The 24,388-nt window shown below is 65.1% G+C and carries 28 protein-coding genes; 22 read left to right on the forward strand and 6 right to left on the reverse strand.

Features of this window, described 5'->3' with window-relative positions; translation table 11 throughout:
• Positions 1-4: 4 nt before the first annotated feature.
• Complete coding sequence (locus PHS32_RS12835; RefSeq protein ID WP_301079394.1) at positions 5-934, reverse strand: LysR family transcriptional regulator; 930 nt, start codon at positions 932-934, stop codon at positions 5-7.
• A 117-nt stretch (positions 935-1,051) separates the two neighbouring features.
• Between PHS32_RS12835 and PHS32_RS12840 the strand changes: the two genes are divergently transcribed.
• The 9 genes from PHS32_RS12840 to PHS32_RS12880 all read left to right on the forward strand — a co-directional run bounded on the left by PHS32_RS12840 (position 1,052) and on the right by PHS32_RS12880 (position 7,084).
• The gene (locus tag PHS32_RS12840) at positions 1,052-1,303 is read left to right on the forward strand and encodes a hypothetical protein (protein WP_301079395.1); all 252 of its coding nucleotides are present in this window, start codon (positions 1,052-1,054) and stop codon (positions 1,301-1,303) included.
• 173 nt (positions 1,304-1,476) lie between these two features.
• Positions 1,477-1,854 (forward strand): VOC family protein, encoded by a 378-nt coding sequence (locus tag PHS32_RS12845; protein WP_301079396.1) that lies wholly within the window; start codon positions 1,477-1,479, stop codon positions 1,852-1,854.
• Between the two features lie 6 nt (positions 1,855-1,860).
• Complete coding sequence (locus tag PHS32_RS12850; protein WP_301079397.1) at positions 1,861-2,580, forward strand: YafY family protein; 720 nt, start codon at positions 1,861-1,863, stop codon at positions 2,578-2,580.
• Positions 2,581-2,685: 105 nt separating this feature from the next.
• The gene (locus PHS32_RS12855; protein WP_301079399.1) at positions 2,686-3,396 is read left to right on the forward strand and encodes an RNA polymerase sigma factor; all 711 of its coding nucleotides are present in this window, start codon (positions 2,686-2,688) and stop codon (positions 3,394-3,396) included.
• A gap of 37 nt (positions 3,397-3,433) precedes the next feature.
• The gene (locus tag PHS32_RS12860) at positions 3,434-4,006 is read left to right on the forward strand and encodes a ferritin-like domain-containing protein (protein WP_301079400.1); all 573 of its coding nucleotides are present in this window, start codon (positions 3,434-3,436) and stop codon (positions 4,004-4,006) included.
• Complete coding sequence (locus PHS32_RS12865) at positions 4,003-4,404, forward strand: cytochrome c family protein (RefSeq protein ID WP_301079401.1); 402 nt, start codon at positions 4,003-4,005, stop codon at positions 4,402-4,404. The genes PHS32_RS12860 and PHS32_RS12865 overlap by 4 nt, the downstream gene beginning before the upstream one ends.
• Positions 4,405-4,554: 150 nt before the next feature.
• Entirely contained in the window at positions 4,555-5,127 is a 573-nt protein-coding gene (locus PHS32_RS12870; RefSeq protein WP_301079402.1) for an isochorismatase family protein, read from the forward strand.
• Positions 5,124-6,029, forward strand: a complete 906-nt coding sequence (locus tag PHS32_RS12875; RefSeq protein ID WP_301079403.1) for an EamA family transporter — start codon at positions 5,124-5,126, stop codon at positions 6,027-6,029. The genes PHS32_RS12870 and PHS32_RS12875 overlap by 4 nt, the downstream gene beginning before the upstream one ends.
• Positions 6,017-7,084, forward strand: a complete 1,068-nt coding sequence (locus PHS32_RS12880; protein WP_301079405.1) for a helix-turn-helix domain-containing protein — start codon at positions 6,017-6,019, stop codon at positions 7,082-7,084. The genes PHS32_RS12875 and PHS32_RS12880 overlap by 13 nt, the downstream gene beginning before the upstream one ends.
• A 14-nt stretch (positions 7,085-7,098) precedes the next feature.
• Here the strand turns inward: PHS32_RS12880 and PHS32_RS12885 are convergent, their stop codons facing one another.
• The 4 genes from PHS32_RS12885 to apaG all read right to left on the reverse strand — a co-directional run bounded on the left by PHS32_RS12885 (position 7,099) and on the right by apaG (position 11,830).
• A complete protein-coding gene (locus PHS32_RS12885) occupies positions 7,099-8,277 on the reverse strand; it encodes an ATP-binding protein (protein WP_301079406.1) in 1,179 nt (392 codons plus the stop codon).
• A 123-nt stretch (positions 8,278-8,400) separates the two neighbouring features.
• Entirely contained in the window at positions 8,401-9,399 is a 999-nt protein-coding gene (gene thiL, locus PHS32_RS12890; protein WP_301079407.1) for a thiamine-phosphate kinase, read from the reverse strand.
• Between the two features lie 5 nt (positions 9,400-9,404).
• A complete protein-coding gene (locus tag PHS32_RS12895) occupies positions 9,405-11,426 on the reverse strand; it encodes a site-specific recombinase (protein ID WP_301079408.1) in 2,022 nt (673 codons plus the stop codon).
• Positions 11,427-11,437: 11 nt separating this feature from the next.
• Positions 11,438-11,830, reverse strand: coding sequence for a Co2+/Mg2+ efflux protein ApaG (gene apaG / locus PHS32_RS12900; protein WP_301079409.1), 393 nt, complete (start codon positions 11,828-11,830; stop codon positions 11,438-11,440).
• Between the two features lie 128 nt (positions 11,831-11,958).
• Between apaG and rpe the strand changes: the two genes are divergently transcribed.
• Positions 11,959-12,636 carry a ribulose-phosphate 3-epimerase gene (gene rpe, locus PHS32_RS12905; protein WP_301079410.1) on the forward strand — a complete coding sequence of 226 codons (678 nt, stop codon included), beginning with the start codon at positions 11,959-11,961 and terminating at the stop codon, positions 12,634-12,636.
• A gap of 54 nt (positions 12,637-12,690) precedes the next feature.
• On the opposite strand, the gene PHS32_RS12910 is transcribed toward rpe, so the two are convergent.
• Positions 12,691-13,185: a general secretion pathway protein C gene (locus tag PHS32_RS12910; protein ID WP_301079411.1), complete on the reverse strand. Its 495-nt coding sequence runs from the start codon at positions 13,183-13,185 to the stop codon at positions 12,691-12,693.
• A gap of 48 nt (positions 13,186-13,233) precedes the next feature.
• Here PHS32_RS12910 and gspG point away from each other — a divergent pair, with 48 nt between their 5' ends.
• The 12 genes from gspG to gph are packed head-to-tail and all read left to right on the forward strand — an operon-like array spanning position 13,234 to position 24,227.
• Positions 13,234-13,677 carry a type II secretion system major pseudopilin GspG gene (gene gspG, locus PHS32_RS12915; RefSeq protein WP_301079412.1) on the forward strand — a complete coding sequence of 148 codons (444 nt, stop codon included), beginning with the start codon at positions 13,234-13,236 and terminating at the stop codon, positions 13,675-13,677.
• The gene (locus tag PHS32_RS12920) at positions 13,649-14,173 is read left to right on the forward strand and encodes a prepilin-type N-terminal cleavage/methylation domain-containing protein (protein WP_301079413.1); all 525 of its coding nucleotides are present in this window, start codon (positions 13,649-13,651) and stop codon (positions 14,171-14,173) included. The genes gspG and PHS32_RS12920 overlap by 29 nt, the downstream gene beginning before the upstream one ends.
• Entirely contained in the window at positions 14,170-14,535 is a 366-nt protein-coding gene (gspI, locus tag PHS32_RS12925) for a type II secretion system minor pseudopilin GspI (RefSeq protein WP_301079414.1), read from the forward strand. Before PHS32_RS12920 ends, gspI begins: the two co-directional genes overlap by 4 nt.
• Positions 14,535-15,197: a prepilin-type N-terminal cleavage/methylation domain-containing protein gene (locus tag PHS32_RS12930; RefSeq protein ID WP_301079415.1), complete on the forward strand. Its 663-nt coding sequence runs from the start codon at positions 14,535-14,537 to the stop codon at positions 15,195-15,197. The genes gspI and PHS32_RS12930 overlap by 1 nt, the downstream gene beginning before the upstream one ends.
• Positions 15,194-16,177 (forward strand): type II secretion system minor pseudopilin GspK, encoded by a 984-nt coding sequence (gene gspK / locus PHS32_RS12935; protein WP_301079416.1) that lies wholly within the window; start codon positions 15,194-15,196, stop codon positions 16,175-16,177. The genes PHS32_RS12930 and gspK overlap by 4 nt, the downstream gene beginning before the upstream one ends.
• 16 nt (positions 16,178-16,193) lie before the next feature.
• Positions 16,194-17,420, forward strand: a complete 1,227-nt coding sequence (gene gspL, locus PHS32_RS12940) for a type II secretion system protein GspL (RefSeq protein ID WP_301079417.1) — start codon at positions 16,194-16,196, stop codon at positions 17,418-17,420.
• On the forward strand, positions 17,417-17,890 hold the full coding sequence (gene gspM / locus PHS32_RS12945; RefSeq protein WP_301079418.1) for a type II secretion system protein GspM: 474 nt from the start codon (positions 17,417-17,419) through the stop codon (positions 17,888-17,890). The genes gspL and gspM overlap by 4 nt, the downstream gene beginning before the upstream one ends.
• Positions 17,887-18,666 carry a type II secretion system protein N gene (gspN, locus tag PHS32_RS12950; RefSeq protein WP_301079420.1) on the forward strand — a complete coding sequence of 260 codons (780 nt, stop codon included), beginning with the start codon at positions 17,887-17,889 and terminating at the stop codon, positions 18,664-18,666. Before gspM ends, gspN begins: the two co-directional genes overlap by 4 nt.
• A 6-nt stretch (positions 18,667-18,672) precedes the next feature.
• Positions 18,673-20,775: a type II secretion system secretin GspD gene (gene gspD, locus PHS32_RS12955; RefSeq protein WP_301079421.1), complete on the forward strand. Its 2,103-nt coding sequence runs from the start codon at positions 18,673-18,675 to the stop codon at positions 20,773-20,775.
• Between the two features lie 17 nt (positions 20,776-20,792).
• Entirely contained in the window at positions 20,793-22,274 is a 1,482-nt protein-coding gene (gene gspE, locus PHS32_RS12960; RefSeq protein ID WP_301079422.1) for a type II secretion system ATPase GspE, read from the forward strand.
• A 13-nt stretch (positions 22,275-22,287) separates the two neighbouring features.
• The gene (gspF, locus tag PHS32_RS12965; RefSeq protein ID WP_301079423.1) at positions 22,288-23,526 is read left to right on the forward strand and encodes a type II secretion system inner membrane protein GspF; all 1,239 of its coding nucleotides are present in this window, start codon (positions 22,288-22,290) and stop codon (positions 23,524-23,526) included.
• On the forward strand, positions 23,523-24,227 hold the full coding sequence (gene gph / locus PHS32_RS12970; RefSeq protein ID WP_301079424.1) for a phosphoglycolate phosphatase: 705 nt from the start codon (positions 23,523-23,525) through the stop codon (positions 24,225-24,227). Before gspF ends, gph begins: the two co-directional genes overlap by 4 nt.
• The last annotated feature ends 161 nt before the right edge of the window (positions 24,228-24,388 follow it).

The following is a 24,388-nucleotide window of genomic DNA, read 5'->3' on the forward strand; positions in this document are numbered from 1 at the left end:
CCGATTATCGCGGAGGAGAACTTTGCGCGCCGGCGATCCGCGCCAGCCAGTCGGCCCAGAAATCGATGCAGGCGCGGATTTTCGGCAGGCGCTGGCGTTCCTGCAGCATCACGGCGTAAATCGGTACCGGGGGACTGGCAAAGTAGTCCTGCAGCAGCGTCACCAGGGCGCCGCTGGCGACCAGCGGACGCGCCAGCTGGTCCATCAGCCGCCCGATGCCGACGCCTTGCTGCACCAGCGCCAGCATGACCGCCGAGTTGTCGGTGCGGGTCTGCCCCGATACCACCAGTTCGCCGCCCGTTTTGCCTTGAGTATCAGCACTGAGTAGCCAGCGGTTGAGCGTGGGGCTGGCGCTGCTGGCGATCAAATGGTGCCGCTGCAATTCATCCGGGTGCAGCGGTGTGCCACGTCGCGCCAGGTAGGCCGGTGCCGCATAGAGCGAGCGGCTGTAGTCGCCGATCCGGCGCGCCACCAGGGTTTCGCTGTGCGGGGTGCCGGTGCGAATGGCGATGTCTATGCCTTCGCGCGCCATGTCTGCCATGCGGTCATCGGCGTTGATGTCGATGTGCAGTTGCGGATGGCGTTGGTACAGGGCGCACAGGCTGGGCGCCAGCAGGCCTTCGGCCAGCAGCGGGCTGACGCTGACGCGCACCCAGCCGCTGGGGCCGGCGAGCTTGCCGCTGAGTTCGCTGCCCAGCTCGGCCGCGGTCTCCAGCAGGCGCCGGCCATAGCTCAAAAAGGTGTCGCCCTCGTCGGTCAGGCTCAGGCCGTGGGTGCTGCGATGCAGCAGCCGCACCTTGACGGCCGCCTCCAGCCGGGCCAGCGAGCGTGTCACCTGACTGACCGGCACGTCGCGCTCGCGGGCCGCGGCCGACAGGGAGCCCAGTTCGGCAATGCGGGTGAACAGAGCGACGTCGTCAAGCTGGAGTTGCATGGCGGAATTGTGGCGTGGTTTTGCAGAAAGTGCAAAACCAATATGGTTTTTTTGTCGTTTCCGATGCTTGGCTAATTCAATAAAGTTCAAACCATCGTCAATTCACAGGAGCCCACCATGGTTACAGACTTTCCCGATGCCGCTACGCAGGCCCGTCTGCATGACCTGGCCAAATGCGAGGCCGTTCGCTTGCGCGGCGAAGCGGTCGGTGACTTCTGGCGCGGCGCCGATGCCGTGCTGGGGACCACGGCAGACCATGCGCGCCGCAGTGCGCAGCGCCTGGCCTACAGGCTGGCCCGCCGTGCGCGGGACCGCAGCACGCGTGCCGCTTCTGTCTCAGAAACCGCACTCTGCTCGCATTGCAACTGAAAGGTCTGCCCGACTCCCCGGTGCGAACACCCGGCCTCCGACTGGGGCTATGGCGGCCAGACCCAGGCGGCGCGCAAATTGGCCCGCGCTGAGCAGGCGCAAGCCTCCTGACACCCCGTTGTCAGTAGCCCTGGCGCAGCATCAGGGCTTCTTCAACAACTCAGGAAATATCCATGAAAAATGCCATCAACTGGTTCGAAATCTCCACCACCCAACTCGATCGCGCGCAAGCTTTTTACGAGGCCGTGCTGGGCAGCAAAATGCGCCGCGAGTCGATGGGGCCGTCCGAAGGGGCTATCTTTGCCTACGACAAGGCGAGTGACGGCGTCGGCGGCGCCCTGATGATGGGCCCCACTGCAACGGCACCTGGCGGCAGCGGCACGCTGGTCTATCTGGATGCCTCGCCGTCGCTGGACGCGGCCCTGGCGCGCGTGGTGGCGGCCGGTGGCGCCATTGCGCTGCCGCGCCAGGCGCTGCCGCCCGGCCTGGGCTTCTTTGCCCACTTCATCGACCTGGACGGCAACCGGGTGGGGCTGCACGCACTGGTATAAACCGGCATGCGCCGCGCCGACCGCCTGTTTCAAATCGTCCAGCTGATTCGCGGGCGGCGCCTGACCACGGCGGCGCATCTGGCGCAGCGCCTTGAAGTGTCGGAGCGCACCATCTACCGCGACATCGCCGACCTGCAACACCAGGGGGTGCCGATCGAGGGCGAGGCCGGCGTCGGCTACCGGCTGGGCGCCGGCTTCGACTTGCCGCCGCTGATGTTCAGCCACGACGAAGCGCGGGCTCTGGTGGCCTCGGTGCGCATGGCGCAGGTCTGGCAAGACCCGGCGCTGGCGCAGGCCTCCAACGTGGCGCTGGGGAAAATCCTGTCGGTGCTGCCGACGGCGGCGCGGGCGGCGGCGCAAAGCATGGCGGTCTATGCGCCGCCCATCGGTTTGGCGCCGACACTGCAGGCCACCCTGCAAACCCTGCGCGAGGCGGTGCCGGCACGGCGCAAGCTGCGGCTGGACTACCGCGATGCCGGCGACCAACTGACGCAGCGCACCTTGCGGCCGCTGGGTTGTTTTTACTGGGGCAAGGTCTGGACCCTGGCGGCTTGGTGCGAGAGCCGCAGCGATTTCAGAAACTTCCGCCTCGATCGGATGGACAAGGTGCAACTGGTCGAAGGCCCGGCCGGTCAGTTTCGGGACGAGCCCGGCAAAACCCTGGCCGACTATTTTCGTGCGATGTTGCCGCCCGGTGTGCCGGCGACCTGGTGGAGCGAGTTGTAGGGCCACGGCTTCCTTTTTTGCGCTGCGGTACGCGCTTGCGGCAGCGATTCGAAAAAAATCCGGAACGCCGGCACCGGACGGACCATCTAATGGACAGGACTACCCATGAACACCCTGAAAACAATTGTTGCCAAGCCGTCGGATGCCAGCCCGGATGCCGAACTGGTCACTCTGGCGCTGGGCGGTAACGACGGCGCGTTTGCGCAGATCATGCGACGCTACAACCGGCTGCTGTTTCGCACGGCGCGCAGCATTCTCAAAAACGACGACGACACGCAGGAGGCACTGCAGGAAGCCTACCTGCGTGCTTGGCGTGCGCTGGCCACGTTTCGTGCGGACGCCAAACTGTCGACCTGGCTGGCCCGCATCGTGGTCAACGAAGCGCTGGGGCGGCTGCGCCGCAGCGGCGCCCAGGTGCTGCCGCTGAATGCCTCTGTCGATGCCGATGACGAAACCCCGGAGTTGCAAATGCACGCCCATCCCGACCAGCAGCCGGATCACCTGGCCATGCGCTCGCAGGTGCGCCGGCAGATCGAGGCCCGCATCGACACCTTGCCCGATTCGTTTCGTAGCGTGTTCATGCTGCGCGGGGTGGAGGAATTGAGCGTGGAAGAGGTGGCGGCGGCGCTGGGTATCCCGCCGGCCACGGTGCGGTCCCGTTTTTTTCGGGCGCGCGCCATTTTGCGCGAGGGCTTGTCGCGTGACATCGACCTGGCGATCGGTGACGCGTTCTCATTTGCCGGCCCGCGCTGCGACCGGATTGTCGAGGCGGTGCTGGCAAGGATTGTCCACGAGCGGGAGTCCTCCCGCCCGTGATCTGTGAGGTCCCCTGTGTTCTTGAATGGAGATTGCCATGTCGTTTTTTCAAATGTCCACACCGCTGGCCGCCCGGCGCCTGTTTCTGGGCCGCTCCGGCGGCCTGCTGTTGTCGGGCGCCGCCGTGGCGCTGCTGGCCGGCAAGGACGCGCTGGCCGCCCAATCCGGCGACACCAAAGCCGGTGACGTGCAAATCCTCAATACCGCCATCGGCGCCGAGCTGGAGGCCATCGCCGCCTACCAATTGGGCGCCGAAAGCAACTTGCTCAGCAAACCGGTGCTGGAGCTGGCGCTGACTTTCCAGGCGCACCACAAAGAGCATGTCGCACTGCTTGCCGGAACGGTGGAAAAGCTGGGCGGCAAAGCCGTCACGGCCAAGGCCAGATACGACTTTCCGGTGGCGCAACTGAAGGCGCAGCTCGACGTGCTCAAGTTCGCCGCGCAACTGGAGCAGGGCGCCGTGAGCGCCTACCTGGGGGCCGTGCCGCTGTTTAGCAACCGCGATCTCTCGAAGGCGGCGGCCAGCATTTTGGGCGATGAGGCGATGCACTGGGCGATCCTGCGCCAGGCCATCGGCGAGGCGCCCGTGCCGCAGGCCTTCGTGGCATGAAACTGCGCCGTCGTGCCGCGCTGCTGGCAGCTTGCGCGCTCTGGGCTGCCGCCGGCGCCGGTCTGGCGGCGAGCGCGGATGCGTTGCGCGGCGAGCAACTGTATGGGCGCTGCCTCGCCTGTCACGCGCTGGCCACTGACCGGGTCGGCCCCCGGCATTGCGGCCTGCTGGGCCGGCGCGCCGGCAGCGTGGCGGGGTTCGACTATTCGGCCGCCATGAAGAAGTCCGGCCTGGTGTGGGATGAAAAAACGCTGGACCGGTTTTTGCGCAAACCGCTGGACTTGGTGCCGGGCAGCAGCATGACCTACGACGGCGTGCCGCTGGCCAGCGAGCGGCGCGATTTGATTGCCTACCTCAAAGCGGTCGCCAACACTGCGGCCTGCCGCGCCGGGCGCTAGCCGGGTTCGGCGTTGGCGGACTGCCGCCGGCGCTCTGACAGAGGTTCCTCATGAATGGCGTGTTTTGTCCCATTGCTGTCTTGAATGGCTCTGGTGCGGATATTTTTCCAGCGATAAGATGAGGCATCTTCTTTTTCATGGAAACACAAAATGTCCCCCACGACACCAGCCAAAGCGGCCCTCGTCATCATCGATGTGCAACAGTCTTTTGCCCAGATGCCGTTCTGGGCGCAGGATGATCTGCCGGCGTTCCAGAGCGCCTTGCTGCGCCTGGAGGCGGGTTGCCGGGCCAAGGGGGTGCCGGTGGTGCATATCTTCCACGTGGGGCAGGGCGGGCCGTTCACGCTGGAGTCGGGCTTCGTCAAGCCTCTGCCCTGGCTCACCGGCGCGCCCGCGGTGCGCTTCGACAAGCACACGCACAACGCTTTCACCGACACCGGGCTGGATCTGTGGTTGCGCCGGCGCGGCATTGGCAAGCTGATCATCACCGGCATGCGCACCGAGCAGTGCTGCGAGACCACGGCGCGCGTCGGCTCCGACATCGGTTACGCCGTCGACTTCGTCTCCGAGGCGACGCTGACTTTCCCCATGACCCACGCCGGCAGCGGCCGCAGCTATTCGGCCGAGGAGATCAAGGCCAGAACCGAGCTGGTGCTGGCCGACCGCTTTGCCCGCATCGTCGATGTAGCCACCTGCCTGGCCAGCCTGAGCCCGCAGGCATGACCTGGGCCGCCATGCGCCCGCGCGACCTGGCGTTGGCACTGCTGGTGATCGTGGTCTGGGGCGTCAACTTTGCGGTCATCAAGATCGGGCTGGTGGGGCTGCCGCCGCTGCTGCTGGCGGCGCTGCGCTTCATGTTGGCGGCGTTTCCGGCCCTGCTGTTTCTGCGACCGCCCAAGGTGCCGCTGCGCCTGTACCTGGCGTTTGGCTTGACGATGTCGGTCGGGCAGTTTGCGTTTTTGTTCACGGCGATTCATGTCGGCATGCCGTCCGGGCTGGCCTCGCTGGTGCTGCAATCGCAGTCCATTTTCACGCTGCTGTTCACCGCCTTGTGGCTGAAGGAAAAGTGGCACGCCAACCAACTGGCCGGCCTGCTGCTGGCCGCCGGCGGGCTGACGCTGATCGGCAGCGCGCACGGCGCCGCCATGCCCTTGACCGGCTTCCTGCTGACCGTGGCAGCGGCCGCCATGTGGGCCTGCGGCAATATCGTCAGCCGGGCCGTCGGCCGCCACGGCCCGATGAACCAGTTGGCCTTCGTAGTGTGGGCCAGCCTGGTGCCGCCGCTGCCGTTTCTGGCGCTATCCTGGCTGATCGAAGGCCCGGCCGCCATGACCACTGCGCTACAGAACTTCAGTCTCCAGACCTTCGCCGCGGTGGCCTACATCGCCTGGGCCTCGACGCTGCTGGGCTACGCGGTGTGGAACTTTCTGCTGTCGCGCTATCCGGTCAACCGCGTCGCCCCATTTACCCTGCTGGTGCCGCTGGTGGGCCTCTGCACCGGCTGGCTGGTGTTCGGCGAGTCGCTCAAACCAATTCACTTCGCTGGCGGCGCCTTGCTCATGCTGGGGCTGCTGGTCAACCTGTTCGGCGCCCCCTTGTTGACCCGCCTGCAATGGAAGAGCTGAAGCTCTCGGTCTGGTTGGTGCTGACGCCCAACGTGCTGTTGCTGGACTACGCCGGCCCGGCCGAGACGCTGCGCATGGCACGCGACATGGGCGCCGCACTGGTGCTGCACAGCTGCGCACCGCAGCCGTCGGTCGCCACCTCGCTGGGTCCCAGCCTGGGCGGGCTGGAACCCTTGCCCGAAACCCTGCCGCCCCACAGCCTGGTGCTGGTGGTGGGCAACAGCAATGACGCCAAGGATTACGCCACGCCGGCGGCGCGGCAAGTGGTGCGCTGGCTGCGGACGGCACCGCGGGCCGATACCCGGCTGGCCAGTATTTGTTCCGGCGCCTTGCTGCTGGCGCAAGCCGGTTGGCTGGCCGGGCGCCACTGCACCACCCACCACAGCCTGCTTGAAATGCTGCAGGCCATGGAGCCCAGCGCCGCGGTGGCCGACGACCGCATTTTTGTCGACGATGGCCGGGTGCTGACCAGTGCCGGCATCAGCACCGGCATCGACCTGGCGCTCTACATCGTGGAGCAGCACGCCGGGCCCGAACTGGCCTCGCGCGTCGCCCGCCGCCTGGTGATGTACCAGCGGCGCGGTCCGCTTGACCCGCAAACCTCGCCCTGGCTGGCCTGGCGCAACCACATGCACCCGGCGGTGCACCGGGCCCAGGACGCCATCGCCCGCGATCCGGCGCGGCTCTGGACGCTGGCCGCGCTGGCCAAGGCGGCGCATGTAAGCCCGCGCCACCTGAGCCGCTTGTTTGCCCAGCACGCCGGCATTGGCGTGCTGGCCTACCAGCAGCAATTGCGGATTGCGCGGGCCAAGGAATTGCTGGCGGCGCTGCCGCCCAGGACGGTGGAACAGGTGGCGGAGCAATGCGGCTTTGCCTCGGCGCGCGATTTCCGGCGCGTCTGGCAGCGCTTTGCCGAAGGCTCGCCGGGTGATGGGCGCCGAGCGACGCGCCCTACCTCTGCTGTGCCTCGTCAAAGCAAGTCCAGAGGAGTTGAATTTATACAATCTGAAGAAGCAAATGGCAGTTTGTATAAAAAAGTCAGGCAAATTGGGTAGCCGTTGTTTTGCATCTACCGCGCCAGAGCCCAAGGCAGCTGCAGGGGCGAAATCACATCCACCGTGTGCGCTGCCGTCGACTTCATGGGCCAACCCTGTTGCACGGGTGCTACCACGTAGGCGTGCTGCACGCCCACATCCTGGCAGGCCTGCCAAAAGCCCTTGGTGACGGTGGGAGCGCCGGAAAATTTGATTTCGAAACCATACTTCTTGCTGCCCAGCTCCACCACCACGTCCAATTCGGCACCCGCCGCCGTGCGATAAAAACTCACATCGGCGCCCTTGGGGACGAGGGCGCAAATTTGTTCCACCATCAGACCTTCCCACGAAGGGCCCGCCATCGGGTGCCCGATCAAACTGTTGACATCGGGCAGGTTCAGCAAGGCGTGCAGCAAGCCACAATCGCGCACATACACCTTGGGGGATTTCACCAGCCGTTTCCCGACGTTGACGAAATGCGGTTCCAGACGGCGCAGCATCATGGTGTCCACCAGCGAGTCGAGGTAGCGCGCCACCGTGGTGTGCGAGATGCCACCCAGTGACGCGGCAATGTTTGACGCATTGAACAATTGCCCGTGCAAATGCGCCGTCATGCGCCAAAAGCGGTGCAAGGTCTGGGCCGGCACATTGACCCCGAATTCACGGATGTCGCGATTCAAAAAAGTGGCAATGAAATCGCTGCGCCAACTGAAAGAATAGGCATCGGTGGGGGCTGTGTAGCTCACCGGAAAGCCGCCGCGCAACCAGAGCTTTTGCAATGTGAGCAAAGCCGCCTGCGGATCGGTGTCTGGTGCCATCACCTCTCGCACCTGCAAGGGCGTCAGTTCCAGGTAGCTGACGCGCCCGGCCAATGATTCAGAGCTTTGCTGCAGCAACTTGCCGGATGCCGAGCCCAGCAACAGAAATCGCCCCGGTCGGCGCTGTGCGTCAATTTCCGGTCGCAATTGGGCAAATACCTCGGGTACATACTGCACCTCGTCCAACACCATCAGTTGGTCCCGGTTGGCTTGCAAAAAGCCACTGCCGCTGGCGAGTTTTTCGCGGTCGCCCGCCAATTGCAGGTCAAGGCTGATGGCGCCCGGGTAGGTCGATGCAATCATGCGTGCGAGAGTTGTCTTGCCAACTTGCCGTGGACCCAGCAGTACCACGGCGGGTGAAAAAGCCAACTGCTCCTGCGCTGCTTGAAGCAGCACGCGAGGAAATTCCGGTCTTTCAGGGGGGGCTGGTTTGTTGGCTATCATCCTTGCATTTTGCCTGTTGTACGATCAATATGCAAGGATAAATGGTTCGCTTTATGTCGTGATAAGGTCGCCGCGTCAGACGAAGTGGTCAAACGAGGTGTAGTTGTTGGGCAGTGTCTGGCCCTTGCCATTAATCAGCCGCAGGCCCAGCTGCTGATCAATCTGGCCGATCCGGGTGACCGGCGTCTGGCTGTTTCGGGCGGCGGCGGCCACGGCCTCGCGTTGGGATGCCGGCGCCGTGAACAGCAATTCGTAGTCGTCGCCGCCGGCCAGGGCCAGGCTGCGCCACTGGTCGGGGCCTATTTCGGCGCCGGGCTGGCCCGGCTCCGGCGCGCAACCGGCGCGGGCCGCAACCAGCGTGGCGCAGATATCGGCATTGACCGTGGCGCCGATGCCGGACTGCTTCAGGATGTGGCCCAGATCGCCCAGCAGGCCGTCGCTGACATCGATCGCCGCCGTCGCGATGCCGCGCAAGGCCAGGCCCAGCGCGACGCGCGGGGTCGGCATTTCCATGCGCAAGCGGGCCGCCTCGAATACCGGCGCCGGCACCGACAAGGTGCCGCGAAACACTTCCAGGGCCAGGCGGGCATCGCCCAGGTTGCCGCTGACATAGAGCTCGTCGCCGGCTTGTGCGCCGGAGCGCAGCAAGGCTTGCGAGCGCCCGGCCAGCACCGGCACCTCGCCAAACACCGTGATGCAGATGTTGAGCGGTCCGCGCGTCGTGTCGCCGCCGATCAGCTCGCAACCATGCGCGTCGGCCAGCGCGAACAGGCCTTGCGCAAACGGCGCCGCCCAGGATTCTTCGGCGCGCGGCAGCGCCAGCGCCAGGGTAAAGGCCAGCGGCTTGGCGCCACAGGCGGCCAGGTCGCTCAGGTTCACGGCCAGCGCCTTGTGGCCCAGCCGCAAGGGGTCCACCGTCGAGAGGAAATGGCGCCCCTCGACCAGCATGTCGCAGGAGATCGCCAACTGCGTGCCGGGGGCCGGCTGCAACAGCGCGCAGTCGTCGCCGACACCCAGCACGGCCTGGCGTGCCGGCCGCTTGAAATAGCGCTCTATCAAGTCAAATTCGCCCACTTTGGTCAGTCCTGTTTGCTGGTCGGTGAAATAGCGTTTCGCGGTGGCCAGAAAAAGCTCAAGGGTGCATGGCGCCAGCGCCGCCCAATAACCTCGCTGACGTGCACCCGGTCGACGCCGCTGACGTTGTGGGCGCGCAATGCGAGCAGAAAGGCCAGGTAAAAACTCACCCCCAGGTTCATCGCCGCCATCACCGGCAGGGCCGCCACGCACCACCACAGGGCGGGCTCGCGCAGCACGTCCCAGCCCAGCGCCGCGCAGGCCGCGGCCAGTTGTCCAGCCGACAGGGTGACGTGGCGCACCTCCAGTTCCAGTCCAAAAAAACCGGTAAAGGAAGGAATCAGCCCCAGCATGAAGCCCAGTGAAATATTGGCGGCAAAGCCCGAAATATGGGTCCGTGTGAAGCTCGCCCAGTGCTGTGCACGCTTGGGCCCCAACAGGGTCGTGATGCGTGGGTTGTAGCGCATGGCGGAGTCGAGCCGGTGCAGCACAAACCAGTTCTCGGCCCAGCCGGCGATGATGCTGGAGGCAAATAGCAGCACGCCGGTGACTGCGGCAAAGAAGGCGGTCGGCCCCAGCAGGGTGAGTGATTGGAAAACGTGCTCGGCTTGCTTGGCGTCAATCATGGTGTGGCCGATGGCCAGTTGCAGGGCGGCGGAAATCAGCAGCACTACCGGGAACACCAGCAGGACATTGCCCAGCACCGCCGCCACCTGTGAGCGCACCAGATGCGTGACTTCGTCGGCAAAAGCGTCCAGCGCAGAGGGCTCGCCGAGATCCTTGAGTTTGGCCGCCATCGCCGGTGCCGTCATGGCCGGTTGCTTGGTGGCCAGCGTGAAGTGCAGCAACTGGATGACGACAAAGCTCACCGCATAGACCGCGCCAGCCCAGAAACCGCTCCAGAACGCCGACAGTCCGATCGCCAGCACTGAAAATTTCAACCAGGTGGTCAGCGCGGTGATGGCACCGCCACCGGCCGCCTGGCGCAGCATGTCGCGGTATTCCGCGACGGTGCGGGTGATGTAGTGCTCGCCGGTCTCGGAACTGCGCTCGGCCACCTTGGCCGCCAGCAGCGAAGTGCTGGAGGTCAGCAGTGCGCGCAGGCTGCGTCGCTCCTGGCCCACGGTGACCAGATGCGACAGCAGCCGGGCCGTGCTGGTCCCCGGGTGGCCGGAGAGCAGACAGTCCATCAGGGCACGAATGCGCAGCACCCGCACGCGCAACTGGCGTAGTTGGAACACCAGGTTGACTGAAATGCCATGCGCGTCCAGATGGGTGTAGACAGTGGCTGCCGCACTGCGGCAGGCCTCCAATCGCTCACGAAATTGTTGCAGTGCGGCCTGGCGTTGCTCGCTGTCCTGGGTGGGTGCTGCCAGATAGACGTCACGCAGGGTTTCAAAGTCCTGCACCAGGCAATGAAAAGGTGCCGCCTCGCGCGCCGGCGTACTCATGCGCAGGCGCAATTCGGGCGAAAAGCCGGTGGCACGGACCTGGCTGGTGCAAAACGTGATGGCCTCCACCACCGTGGCCTGCCATTGCGAGATGACCGGTCGTGAAGCATCAGCTTGCGGCGTTGTCGGCGGCTGTAGTAAAACCGCGATCCGGCCCAGCGTGGGCTCATCGAGCGCCGCCAGCCACTGGGCATCGAAACCATGGAACAGCACCAGATCAAACAGCGCGGAGGCGTCCGCGGTTTCGGGTGTGCCCGGCAGCAGTTTTTGACGAACACGTTCAAAAAACTCGGTGATAAAGGAACTGAGCGAGGAAAATCCGTAGTCGGCCAGCAGGGGCGTGCAATCGATGGTGTCAACCAGTGTCCGCCACCAGGCCCGCCAGCGCGCCTCCAGCTCGGGACGGGCTTGCACGGCGTCCAGCAACAGTTCAATTCGTGCCAGCGTGGTCGGCACTGAACCACAGTCGCCGCGCAGCCATTCAAACAGTGCGATCAGCCACAGGTGTCGGTGCACCAATTCGGCTTGCGGGTTCAGGGCTTCCAGCAGTTCTGGCAGATCGTGCAGCGGTTTCATGCGGCGCGACATCAATGCAAAGTGCGGGTGCCGCCGCTGGCGCTCAAGGCGTCCAGCACAAACATGGGGATGTCGGTGTCAAATTTTTCACCGTCCTCGGCGACACAAAAGAAACTGCCGTGCATGGTGCCGGTGGGCGTGCGCAGGCGCGTGCCGCTGGTGTATTCGAAGGCTTCGCCGGGTTTCAGCAGCGGCTGCTGGCCGACCACGCCCAGGCCCTTGACGCGCTCGGTGTGGCCCTTGGCGTCATTGACGTTCCAGGTGCGCGAGATCAGCTGAGCGCTGACTTCACCCACATTGGTGATGGTGATGGTGTAGGCAAACACATACAGCTCCTGCTGCGGGTCCGATTGCCCGGCCAGATACTGGGGCGAAACCTGAACTCGAAATTGGTACTTGGACATGGCGTCATCCTATACTGAAACATTGCGGGACAGGCCGCAGCCACACGCAGTGGGCAAGCTCTGTCCTCAACTGTTCAAGGAGCAAGCCCTGTTCCCAACGGTGCAGAACAACTGATTAAACTCCCGTCATGACCTACCGCATTGCTCCCTCCCTTCTCTCGGCCGACTTTGCCCGCCTGGGCGAGGAACTGAAAAACGTCATTGCCGCCGGCTGCGACTGGATTCATTTCGACGTGATGGACAACCACTACGTCCCGAATCTGACCTTCGGCCCGATGATTTGCAGCGCGCTCAAGCCGCACGCCAAGACGGCGGCCGGCGTGGCGGTGCCGATCGACGTGCATTTGATGGTGCAGCCGGTCGATGCCCTGGCCAGCGCTTTTGCCGACGCCGGCGCCGACCTGATCAGCTTTCACCCCGATGCCTCGGGCCACGTGCACCGCAGCATTCAGGCCATCAAGGCCAGGGGTTGCAAGGCCGGGCTGGTGTTCAACCCGGCCGCGCCGCTGGACGTTCTGGACTGGGTGATCGAGGACCTCGACCTGATCCTCATCATGAGCGTCAACCCCGGCTTTGGCGGCCAGAGTTTCATTGACTCGGCGCTGCGCAAGATCGAGGACGCGCGCCGCCGCATCACTGCTTGTGGCAAGGACATCCGGCTGGAAGTCGATGGCGGCATCAAGGTCGACAACATCCGCCGCGTCGCCGATGCCGGGGCCGACACCTTTGTCGCCGGCAGCGCCATTTTCGGCAAGCCCGATTACCGGGCGGTGGTGGCGGCGATGCGGGCTGAACTCACGCCCTAGCGGCGCTGCCGGTTGTGGGGTGCGGGCCACCGCACAACAAGACGCCTGGAGCCGTCATTCAGAACTTGACTTGGTTCGGATCGGCTTGCCTTCACTGGACACCAGCGCTGGCAGTTCCAGCGTAAAAGATACCGGTCCGTCGGCACTGGCGGCCAGGGCCGCGCTGCGGGCGGCGACCGAGTGCAGCAGCAGGCTGTCGTTGACCGCGCTGCCGACCCGGTACGGTTTGGCCGGCTTGCCGTCGATCGAAATCAGGGCATAGCCGCTTTTGGCCCGGTTGGCCACCACCCCGATCAACTTGAAGTGGCTGGCGGCGCTGTCAACCAAGGTGGCTGTGATGGCTTTTTGACCGCCACCCAGCAGCCGCGCCACCACTTGCGGGTCGGTCTGGACCTGGCGCGAGAAAGAGGGTGCGGCCGTCGGCGCAGGTGCCGATGGGACTGCGGCGCTCCACTTCAGCACCCAATAGGCGGCACTGGCGGCGGCCAGGGCGGCCAGCAAAAAGGTAGCGATCCGCAGCCACCAGAGGCTTAACGAGTGTGTCTTCATAGAACGATTATCATTGAAGCGGTAACGATTTTAAAGTGATGCAAGCCCATGAAAGCAATTCCCGCAACAATGCGCCACCGAATTCAGGATGGCTTCACGCTGATCGAACTGATGGTGGTGCTGCTGATCATAGGCGTGTTGGCGGCCCTGATTGTGCCCAACGTGCTGGACCGGGCCGATGACGCGCGCGTCACGGCGGCCAAGACCGACGTCAACAACCTGATGCAGGCGCTCAAGCTCTATAAGCTCGACAACCAGCGCTATCCGACCGCCGAGCAGGGCTTGCAGGCCTTGTTGACCAAGCCGACCACCGCCCCGGTACCGCCCAACTGGAAGTCTTATCTTGACCTGCTGCCCAACGACCCCTGGGGCAAGCCCTATGTCTACCTCAATCCCGGCGTCAAGGGGGAAGTCGATGTGATGTCCTTCGGTGCCGACGGTCAGGCCGGTGGCGAGGGTAAAAATGCAGATATCGGTAGCTGGCAGCCCTAGCAGCCTGTCGGGCTTGGAACGCGCACCCACGTTCCAAGCCCGACAGGCTGCTAGCCGCCGCAGCGTCGGGTTCACCTTACTGGAGTTGCTGGTGGTGCTCGCCATTGTGGCCATGGCCTCGGTCGGCGTCGGTTTTGCCATGCGCGACTCCTCCATGGTGCAACTCGAGCGTGACGCCCAGCGCCTGGCCGCCCTGCTGGAGGCCGCCCGGGCCCGCTCCAGGGTCAGTGGGGTGCCGGTGCGCTGGCAGGCCAGCGCGCAGGGCTTTCACTTTGAAGGACTGGCGGCGTCCGACCTGCCGGAGCAGTGGCTGGACCCCGATACCAGCGTCGCCGGCGCCGACGGCGCCAGCGACACGGTAACGCTGCTGCTGGGGCCGGAGCCGATCATCGAGCCGCAGCAACTGCTGCTGGTGTCGCGCAGTCACCCGGATAAAAACCTGCGCCTGGCGACCGATGGCGTGCGTCCTTTTTCCGTACTGGCAGCAGCGCCGTGAAGTGGCTTCCGAAGCAGCGCGGTTTTACCCTGATCGAGGTGCTGGTGGCGCTGGGCATTGTGGCGATTGCCCTGACCGCCGGTTTGCAGGCCACGGCCGCCCTGACGCGCAATGCACAGCGCCAGTCGGATGTCTTGCTGGCCCAGATGTGTGCCGAAAACGAACTCATCAAAGTGCGCCTGGCCAAGCAGATGCCCGGCGTCGGTGATGCCAGCATCCGTTGCGAACAAGCTGGGTTGGTCTTTGACGTGGCGCTGGCGGTGCGGCCCACGCCCAATCCCAACTTTCTGCGCATCGATGCCCAGGTGAGCCGGGACGAGGCCTCGGTGCTGCGTCTGTCCACCGTGGTGGGGCGTTACTGATGCGCGCCCGGCTGCGCGGTTTCACCCTGATCGAACTGCTGGTGGCGATCGGCCTGCTGGCGCTGATGGCGGCCTTGAGTTGGCGCGGTCTGGACGGCATGACGCGGGCCCAGGCACAGATGCGCCAGCATTCCGACGAAGTGCTGGCCTTGCAGGCCGGGCTGGCGCAGTGGGGCGCCGACCTGGATGCGCTGGCGCTGCAACCCAATACGCCCAGTCTGGACTGGGACGGGCGCGCCCTGCGCATCCTGCGCCGTGGCACGGCAACGCCCGGCGCCGGCTTGAGCGTGGTGGCCTGGTCGCGGCGCAATGTCGACGGCGTCGGCCAGTGGCTGCGCTGGCAGTCGCCGCCCCTGCGCACGCGGGGCGAATTGGAGTTGGCGTGGCAAACAGCCGCCGCCTGGGCGCAGAATCCGGGCGACGAGGAGCGCCAGCGCGAGGTTCGCATTGCGCCGCTCGATCAGTGGCAAATTTTTTATTACCGCGGCGACGCCTGGAGCAACCCGCTGTCCAGCGAAGGTGCCGCCGGCGCCGGGCAGGCACCCAGCACGGCCGTCATTCCGGACGGTGTCCGTCTGGTGCTGACACTGTCGGCCGGCCAGGCCATCAGCGGCGTCGTGACGCGCGACTGGGTCCGGCCCACCGTCGGAGGCGGCAAATGAGGCCACCGGCAAGCCACCTCGTTGATCGGACGCAACGCGGCGCCGCCCTCCTGACCGCCATGCTCACCGTGGTGCTGGTGGCCAGCCTGGCCGCCAGCACGCTGTGGCAGCAATGGCGCGGCGTGGAGGTCGAGGCGGCCGAGCGCGGCCGCACGCAGTCCGGCTGGGTGCTCAGCGGCGCACTCGATTGGGCGCGCCTGATTTTGCGCGAAGACGGACGCAACCAGGGCGGCGTGGACCATTTGGCGGAACCCTGGGCGGTGCCTCTGGAGCAGGCGCGCCTGTCGACTTTTCTGGCCGCCGACCGCAGCGACGCGCTGGCTGCCGACGATGCCCAGGACGCTTTTCTGTCAGGGCAGATCATTGATCTGCAATCCAGGCTGAACGTGACCAACCTGGTGCAGAGCGGAAAGATCGATGAGCCGAGCCGGCTGGCTTTTACGCGGCTGTTCGAACTGCTGGATCTGCCGGCCAGCGAACTGGCGGCGCTGGTCGACAATTTGCGCCTGATGCAGGACAGCAGCGCCGAGGGTCGCGCCAACAAGGCGGTACCGCTGTGGCCGCAGGAACTCGATGAGTTGGCCTGGCTGGGCCTGTCGGCGCCCAGCATCGTCCAACTGCGCCCCTACGTCACTATTTTGCCGGTACGCACACCGGTCAATCTCAATACCGCCCCGGTCGAGGTGATCTATGCCTGTGTCGAGGCCTTCGAGCTGGCTGACGCCGCCAACTTTGTGCGTGCCCGTAACCTGTCGCACCTGAGCTCGTTGAATGATGCCAGCAAAGCGGCCGGCGGCGCGGCGGCGCGCTTCAATGAGGCGCAGCACGACGTGAAGACGCGCTTCTTCGAAGTGCGCGGCAGCCTGCAGGTCGACACCACCACGGTGCAGGAGCAATCGGTGGTGCAGCGCGACGCCATGGTGGTGAAAACGCTTTGGCGCAAACGCGGCGTGGCGCCGTCTGGCAGCCCTTTACAATGAGTAAATAGACCCGCGCATGACCACCTTAATCGTCACCCTTTCTTCAGAGCCGGCCGATGCGACGGCCTTGTACGACTATCTGTTGACCGTTGACGGCAACAGTGTGGCCGATCAGTCGCGCGCCCCGCTGGCGCTATTGCCGCAGGTCGGCAATAGCGGCGAGGTGGTGGTGCTGGTGCCAGCGCACAAGTTGTCCTGGCACCGGGTCCAGTTGCCCAAGGGCAGCCTGGGCAAGCGTCTTTTTCAGGACGGCGGACCGCCGCGTTTGCGCTCCGTGCTGGAGGGTCTGCTGGAAGAACAACTGCTGGACGAGACGGCGCAACTGCATTTTGCGCTGGAGCCGCAGGCCAGTGACGCGGCGCCGGTCTGGGTGGCGGTGTGCGACCAGGCCTGGTTGCGCGCGGCCTTGCAGGTGCTGGAGCAAGCCGGCCGGCCGGTCAGCCGGATCGTGCCGGAGTTTGCGCCCGACACGCTTGGCGATGCGCTCTACGTCATGGGTGAGAGCGAGCAGGCGCAACTGGTCTTCAGCAGCGCCGGCGGCGTTACCCTGTGGCCTCTGTCGAAGGCATCGGTGGCGCTTTTGAATTGGCCCGAAACGCGTGCCATCGTGGCCGAACCGGCGGTGGCGGCGTTGGCCGAACAGTTGTTCAAGCGCAGTGTCACACTGCTGCAAATCGGACAGCGTCGTTTGCAGGCGCTGCAATCGGCCTGGGACCTGGCCCAGTTCGAGTTGGCCAATTCGAGCGGCGCCCGCACCCGCAAGCGCCTGTCGGATTCCTTCACCAGTCTGCTGCGCGCACCGCGCTGGCGCGCGGCGCGCTTCGCGCTGCTGGCACTGCTGGCGGTCAACCTGGTCGGTTTGAATGCCTGGGCCTGGCGCGAGCAGTCCCAGCTCAAGGCCCAGCGGGCCGCCATCAATGGGCTGCTGATCAGCACTTTTCCGCAGGTTCGGGTGGTGGTGGACGCCCCCATCCAGATGGGCAAGGAGGTGGCGGCCCTGGAGCGCAGCAGTGGCGCCGCGACGCCCCGCGACCTGGAGGCCATGTTGGGCGTTTTCGGGTTGGCGGCCCCGCCCAGCGCAATGCCCACGGCGATTGAATTTGCCGCCGGCGAGCTGCGTTTGAAAGGGCTCAAGCTGCGCAGCGCGGAAATCTCGGCAATCACCTTCAAACTCAAACCCCAGGCTTACCTGGCCAGCACCGAGGCCGATAGCCTGGTCATCAAACAGGTGTCCGCGCCATGAAACTACCTCCCTTCCTGGCAGCGCGTTGGCAGGGCGTCTCAAGCCGCGAGCGCCAACTGGTGTTGGCGGGATTGGCCTTGCTGCTGCTGGCCTTGGTCTGGTGGCTTGGCGTGGCACCGGCGCTGGCCACGCTGCGTTCGGCGCAGACCCAGCGCCAACTGCTGGATGCGCAATTGCAGCAGATGCAAAGCCTGCAAGCGCAGGCCAAGGCGCTGCAAGCGCAGCCCCGTATCACTTTTGAGGAAGCGCGGCGCTTGCTGGAGGCCTCGATCAAGCCCTTTGGCACCACTGCGCAGTTGACGTTGGCGGGGGAACGTGCCAGCGTCACTTTGCGGGGCGCCTCGGCCGATGCCCTGGCGCAGTGGCTGACCCAGGTGCGTCTGAACGTGCGCAGCGTGCCCAGTGAGGCGCGTCTGGTGCGCAACGCCAGCGGTGCCTGGGATGGCACTTTGACGCTGAACCTGAAGTGACACGGCAAACCGCCTCCCCCTGGTCCTGGGCCGCAGCCGGCGCCTTGGCCGGCTTGGTTCTGGCGACACTGCTCAACGCGCCGGCGCGCTGGCTGACCGGGCCGTTGCAGCAAGCCCTGGGTGGCCGGCTGGTGTTCGAGGATGCCCGCGGCACGCTCTGGGCCGGTTCGGCCCGCCTGGTGCTGGCGGGTGGTGCCGGCAGCAGCGATGCCGCCACCTTGCCGGGCCGGCTGAGCTGGCTGCTGCGACCCCACTGGTCTGGTTTGCGTGCCGTCTTGCAGGCCGACTGCTGTATGCAGCAAGCCTGGCGTCTGAGCGTCCAGCCGCGTTGGGGCGGCGCCCGTCTGGCACTGGAGGACAGCTTGTCGCAATGGCCGGCGCTGTGGCTGACCGGACTGGGCACGCCCTGGAACACGGTGCGGGCCGAGGGCCAGCTGACCTTGTCGACGCAGGGGCTGGCCGTGGAATGGGCGGCCGGGCGCCTGCTGCTGGCGGGCCGCGCGCAACTCGATGCGGCACAGATTTCGTCGCGCCTGTCGACGCTCAAACCGATGGGCAGCTACCGCATCATTTTGCAGGGCGGGGCGACACCCGGCTTTGCGCTGGAAACGCTGGAGGGCAGTCTACAATTGTCGGGCAGCGGTCAATGGGTGGGCTCCAAGCTCCGGTTTGAGGGACTTGCCAGCGCTGCGCCGGAGCGCCTTGAGGCTTTGTCGAATCTTCTGAATATCATCGGGCGTCGCGACGGCGCACGTGCCATCATCAAAGTGGGTTGAATCGGTATGAAATTAAGTCTCTTGCGGCGTCGCTCAAACGCTATTTGCTTGATCGCCATCGGTGCTTTGGTGGCCATTGCCGGCGCCGTTTTTCCCCTGAACCTGCAGGCCCAGACGGCGACCGCGGCGAAGGCCAAGGCGGGCGATCCGGTGACCCTGAATTTCAGCAACGCCGAGATCGACGCCGTGGCGCGCACCATGGCCAGCATCACCGGCTTCAACGTGGTGGTCGACCCGCGGGTCAAGGGTACCCTGACACTGGTGACCGAGAAGCCGGTCAGCCGCGGCGCCGCCATGAACCAGTTTCTGGCGGCACTGCGGCTGCAGGGCTTTACCATGGTGGAGTCGGCGGGTCTGTACAAAGTGGTGCCGGAGGCCGATGCCAAGCTGCAAAGCGGGGCCGTGACGGTCAGCGGGGGTGCCGCCGAGGGCGGCGAACTGCCGACCGGCAACCAGATCAGCACGCAGATTTTCCGGCTCAACTTCGAGTCCGCCAACAATCTGGTGACGGTGCTGCGCCCGCTGATCAGCCCCAATAACACCATCAATGCCAATCCCGGCAACAATTCGCTGGTCATCACCGATTACGCCGACAACCTGCGTCGCCTGGCGCGCATCATCGCCGCCATGGACGTGGCCAACGCCACCAGTGTCGAGGTGTTGACGCTCAAGCACGCCATTGCGGTCGATCTGGCACCGCTGGTGCTGCGTCTGCTGGAGTCGCCTGGCACCGCAACCGTTGGCGCCGATACCTCGTTCAAGACCACTTTGCTGGCCGAGCCGCGCTCCAATACCCTGATGCTGCGGGCCGCCAACCCGGCCCGGGTGGCGCTGGTGAAGTCATTGGTTGAAAAGCTGGATCAGCCGGCGGCCCCCAACGGCAACGGCGTGGCCGGCAATATCTACGTGGTTTACCTGAAGAACGCCGACGCTACCAAACTGGCCGCCACGCTGCGCGCCGCCATGACCGGTCAAACCCCGGCCGCGGCGGCACCGGCAGCGGCCGGCGCGGCCGGCACCCAGGTGGCCGCAGCCGCGGCGGCCGTGTCGGCCACCGGCGGCCAGGTGCAAGCCGACGTCGCCACCAATTCGCTCATCATCACGGCGCCGGAACCGCAATACCGCCAGTTGCGCGCCGTCATCGACCGGCTCGATGGACGCCGCGCCCAGGTGCTGGTGGAGAGTCTGATTGTGGAGGTGAACGCCGACCGGGCCGCCGAATTCGGTATCCAGTGGCAAGGTCCCCTGGGCCAGGCGGGTGACGGCGTGATCGGCCTGCTGGGGACCAATTTCGGCGCCAACGGCAAGAACATCATCAACCTGGCGGCCGGGGCCGGTACGGTGGCGCCCGGGACCGGTTTCAATTTCGGCGCGGCGCAAAAAGTCAACGGGGTTTATGTGCTGGGCTTGCTGGCGAATTTTCTGGAGTCAAGCGGTAGCGGCAATGTCCTGTCGACGCCCAATCTGCTGACCCTGGACAACGAGGAAGCGAAGATCGTGATCGGCGAAAACGTGCCGTTCGTGACCGGTTCCTACACCAACAACAACACCAGCGGCAACACGGTCAACCCGTTCACCACGGTGGAGCGCAAGGACGTCGGCCTGACCCTCAAGGTGAAACCGCAGATCAACGAAAACGGGACCGTCAAGCTGGTGATCTACCAGGAGACCTCGGCCGTCAAGGCCGGCACTGAAACCGCCGCCAACGGGCCGACCACCTCCAAGCGCACGATCGAGTCCACCGTGCTGGTCGACGACGGGCGCATCGTGGTGCTGGGCGGTTTGCTACAGGATAAGTATTCCGGCAACCAGGATAAAGTACCCGGCCTGGGCGATGTGCCGTTCTTTGGCAACCTGTTCAAAACCGACTCGCGCAGCCGCAATAAAACCAACCTGATGGTGTTCCTGCGCCCGGTGGTGGTGCGCGACGCGCAAGCCAGCGATCGCTTGTCGATGGACCGCTACGAGCTGATGCGCTCGGGCCTGCAAGCCGCGCAACCGGTGCCCAGCCAGTTGGCGCCGATCAACGAGGCCCCGCTGTTGCCGGCCCTGCCCCTGGCCCAGCCGGTTCTTCCGCCGGCCGCTCCGGCCGTTAAAACACAACCCTGAGCCGGGACCACGCTGCCATGCGCTACCCGCTGCCTTATGCGTTTGCCCGCACCCACCAACTGTTGCTGGAAGAAGAGTCGGACCAGTTGACACTGTGTCTGCACCCCGACTCGGGCGCCAGCGCGGTGAGCGAGGTGATGCGCAAGTACCCGGTACGCCAGATCGAGGCGCTGGCCGCCCCGGCACTGATTCAGCGCATCAGTGCGGCCTACGCGCAAGGCGAGTCGAGTGCCGCGGCGGTGGTCAGCGAGGTCGAGAGCGATGCCGACCTCTCACGAATGATGCAGGAACTGCCGGCGATTGAGGATTTGCTGGAGACTTCGGACGACGCGCCCATCATCCGCATGCTTAATGCGTTGCTGACGCAGGCGGCCCGCGATGGCGCCAGCGATATCCACATCGAGCCCTACGAGCGTCACTCCAGCGTGCGCTTCCGGGTCGATGGCAGCTTGCGTGAGGTGGTGCAACCGAATCGCGCCCTGCACGCGGCCCTGATCTCGCGCCTGAAGATCATGGCCGATCTCGACATTGCCGAGCGCCGCTTGCCGCAGGACGGCCGCATCTCCCTGCGCATCGGCACCCGGGCCGTCGATGTGCGCGTCAGCACGCTGCCCAGCGCGCACGGCGAGCGCGCCGTGCTGCGCTTGCTCGACAAGTCGGAGGGCCGGCTGAGCCTGGAAGCACTGGGCATGCAGGGCGATGTGCTGAAACGCTTCGAGCACCTGGTGACGCAGCCGCACGGCATCGTGCTGGTCACGGGACCGACCGGTTCCGGCAAGACCACCACGCTGTACGCCGCCATGGGCCGGCTTGATGCCGAGCACAGCAACATCATGACGGTGGAAGATCCGATTGAATACGAATTCCCGGGCGTCGGGCAAACCCAGGTCAATGCCAAGATCGAGCTCACTTTTGCCAAGGCCTTGCGCGCCATTTTGCGGCAGGATCCGGACATCATCGTGATCGGTGAAATCCGGGATTTCGAGACCGCGCAAATTGCCATTCAGGCGTCCCTCACCGGGCATCTGGTGTTGGCCACCATCCACACCAATGATGCCGCCAGCGCGGTGACACGGCTGACCGACATGGGGGTCGAGCCGTTCCTGCTCAGTTCCTCGCTGCTGGGTGTCTTGGCGCAGCGGCTGGTGCGCAAGCTGTGCGTCCACTGTAAATCGGGGTCGGATCCCGATTGCCGGGATGACGCGCATGGCGCGGTAGATGGTAGATCGGGCTCTGACCCCAATTTACAGTCAACGGAGTACCACCCCGTTGGTTGCCCGTCTTGTGGCCAGACCGGCTACGCGGGCCGCTCTGGCGTTTTTGAATTGCTGGTGACCGATGATGCCATCCGGGCGCAAATTCACAACCGCGCCTCCGAGGCCGATATTCGCGCTGCCGCCCTGGCGGCCGGCATGACCTTGATGCGCGACGACGGCGAGCGGCTGGTGCAACTGGGCCTGACTTCACGCGAAGAACTGGTGCGGGTCACGCGGGATTGACTGGATCAGCGCCATGCCGGTTTATTCATTTGAAGCCCTGACGGACCAGGGACAAACCCGCAAAGGCGTGATCGAGGCCGACTCCGCCAAGGCGGCGCGCGGCATGCTGCGCAGCCAGGCCCTGGTGCCGATGAAGCTGGAGGTGGTTGGCGCCGAAGCCGGTCAGGTGCCGGGCAAGGAGGGCGCGGGGCAGACTGGCGGCCGCTTCAAGCGGCGCGTCTTCAATGCCACCGGCCTGGGCGTCTGGACGCGCCAACTGGCCGGTCTGGTGTCCTCCGGGCTGCCGCTGGAACGTGCCCTGAGCTCACTCTCGGACGAGGCCGAGCGGGAGGTGGAACACCATCTGGTGGCGACCTTGCGCGCCGAGGTCAACGGCGGCTCCACTTTCGCCCGGGCGCTGGCACAACATCCGCAGGAGTTCTCGGCCATCTTCTGTGCCGTCATCGGCGCCGGCGAGCAAAGCGGCAACCTGGGACTGGTGCTGGAGCGTCTGGCCGATGATCTGGAGGAGCAGCAGGCGCTCAAATCCAAACTAATAGGCGCCGCGCTGTACCCGGCCATCGTGACCCTGGTGGCGATCGTGATCGTGCTGTTTCTGGTGGCTTATGTGGTGCCGCAGGTGGCGCATGTGTTTGCCAGCAGCAAGCGCGCGTTGCCGATTTTGACGGTCATCATGATCGGCATCAGCAACTTTGTGCGCAGCTACGGTTGGCTCATGTTGGTCGCTCTTGTGTTCATGGCGATTGGCGCCCGGCTGGCGCTTGCCAACGCTCTTTTCCGTGAGAAATTCGATGCGGCCTGGCTGAACCTGCCGATCCTTGGCAAGCTGGCCCGCAGCTACAACACGGCACGTTTTGCCAGTACGCTGGCGATGCTGGCGGCGGCCGGGGTGCCGATTCTCAAAGCGCTGCAAGCGGCGGCCGATACGCTGTCCAACCGCGCCATGCGGACCGACGCGCTGGATGCCTTGGTGCTGGTGCGCGAAGGCGCGCCGCTGGCCTCGGCGCTGGCGCAAAAGAAGCGCTTTCCCGGTCTGCTGGCCATGTTTGCCCGCCTGGGTGAACAGACCGGCCAGTTGCCGCTGATGCTGCAGCGTGCCTCCAAGCAGCTCAGTACCGAGGTGGCGCGCCGCGCCATGCAACTCGCCACTTTGCTGGAGCCCTTGCTGATCGTGGCCATGGGCGTCGTCGTGATGCTGATTGTGCTGGCGGTCTTGTTGCCGATCATTCAATTGAACCAACTGGTCAAATGACGCTGCTGTGCGCGCAGTTTGACGTCGACGCCGCCATCGTCGACCTGGACGGCACCATGGTCGATACGCTGGACGACTTTGTGCTGGCGCTCAACCGCATGCTGGCTGATTTGCCGCCACCGCATCGAAATCGTCAGGTCGACCGCGCCGATGTGGCCAGGCTGGTCGGCAAGGGTTCTGAGCACTTGTTGAAAAGTGTCCTGACCCTCGTGAACAGCGAGGTTCAGTTGGGCGGCGACCAACTGAACCAGCTCTACCAGCAGGCCTGGCCCAGTTACCAGCGCCATTATCTGGCCATCAACGGCCAGCACGCGGTGGTCTACCCCGGTGTCGTGGCGGGACTGCGGCAGCTCAAGGCGCATGGCTTGAAGCTGGCCTGCCTGACCAACAAGCCGAGCGCTTTTGCGCTGCCCCTGCTCAAGGTCAAGGGACTGGCCGGTTTCTTTGACCTGACGTTTGGCGGCGACGCGTTTGAGCGCAAAAAGCCGGACCCGCTGCCGCTGCTGAAAACCTGCCAGGCCTTGGACAGCACGCCGCGGCGCACCCTGGTGATTGGCGACTCCAGCAACGATGCCCAAGCGGCGCGTGCGGCCGGTTGCCCGGTGTTGCTGGTGAGCTACGGCTATAACCACGGTGCGCCGATTCGCAGCGTGGACGCCGATGCCTTCGTCGATTCATTGGATCACCTGGTTTTTGCTTAGTCACCGACAAGCTCGGGTTTGCTACACTGTTCCAATGTTCATTCACCGCATTTGTATCACGGGTTGTAGCGACCGGGGAGCTTGGCCTTGGCGTACGCAACAAGGTTCGTCGCTTCGCGACTGAGGCGCTTGCCGCCTTGCCTGTTGAATGAACCGCAGCC

The sequence above is a fragment of the Rhodoferax sp. genome (genome assembly GCF_028714215.1).
Taxonomy (GTDB): domain Bacteria; phylum Pseudomonadota; class Gammaproteobacteria; order Burkholderiales; family Burkholderiaceae_C; genus Rhodoferax.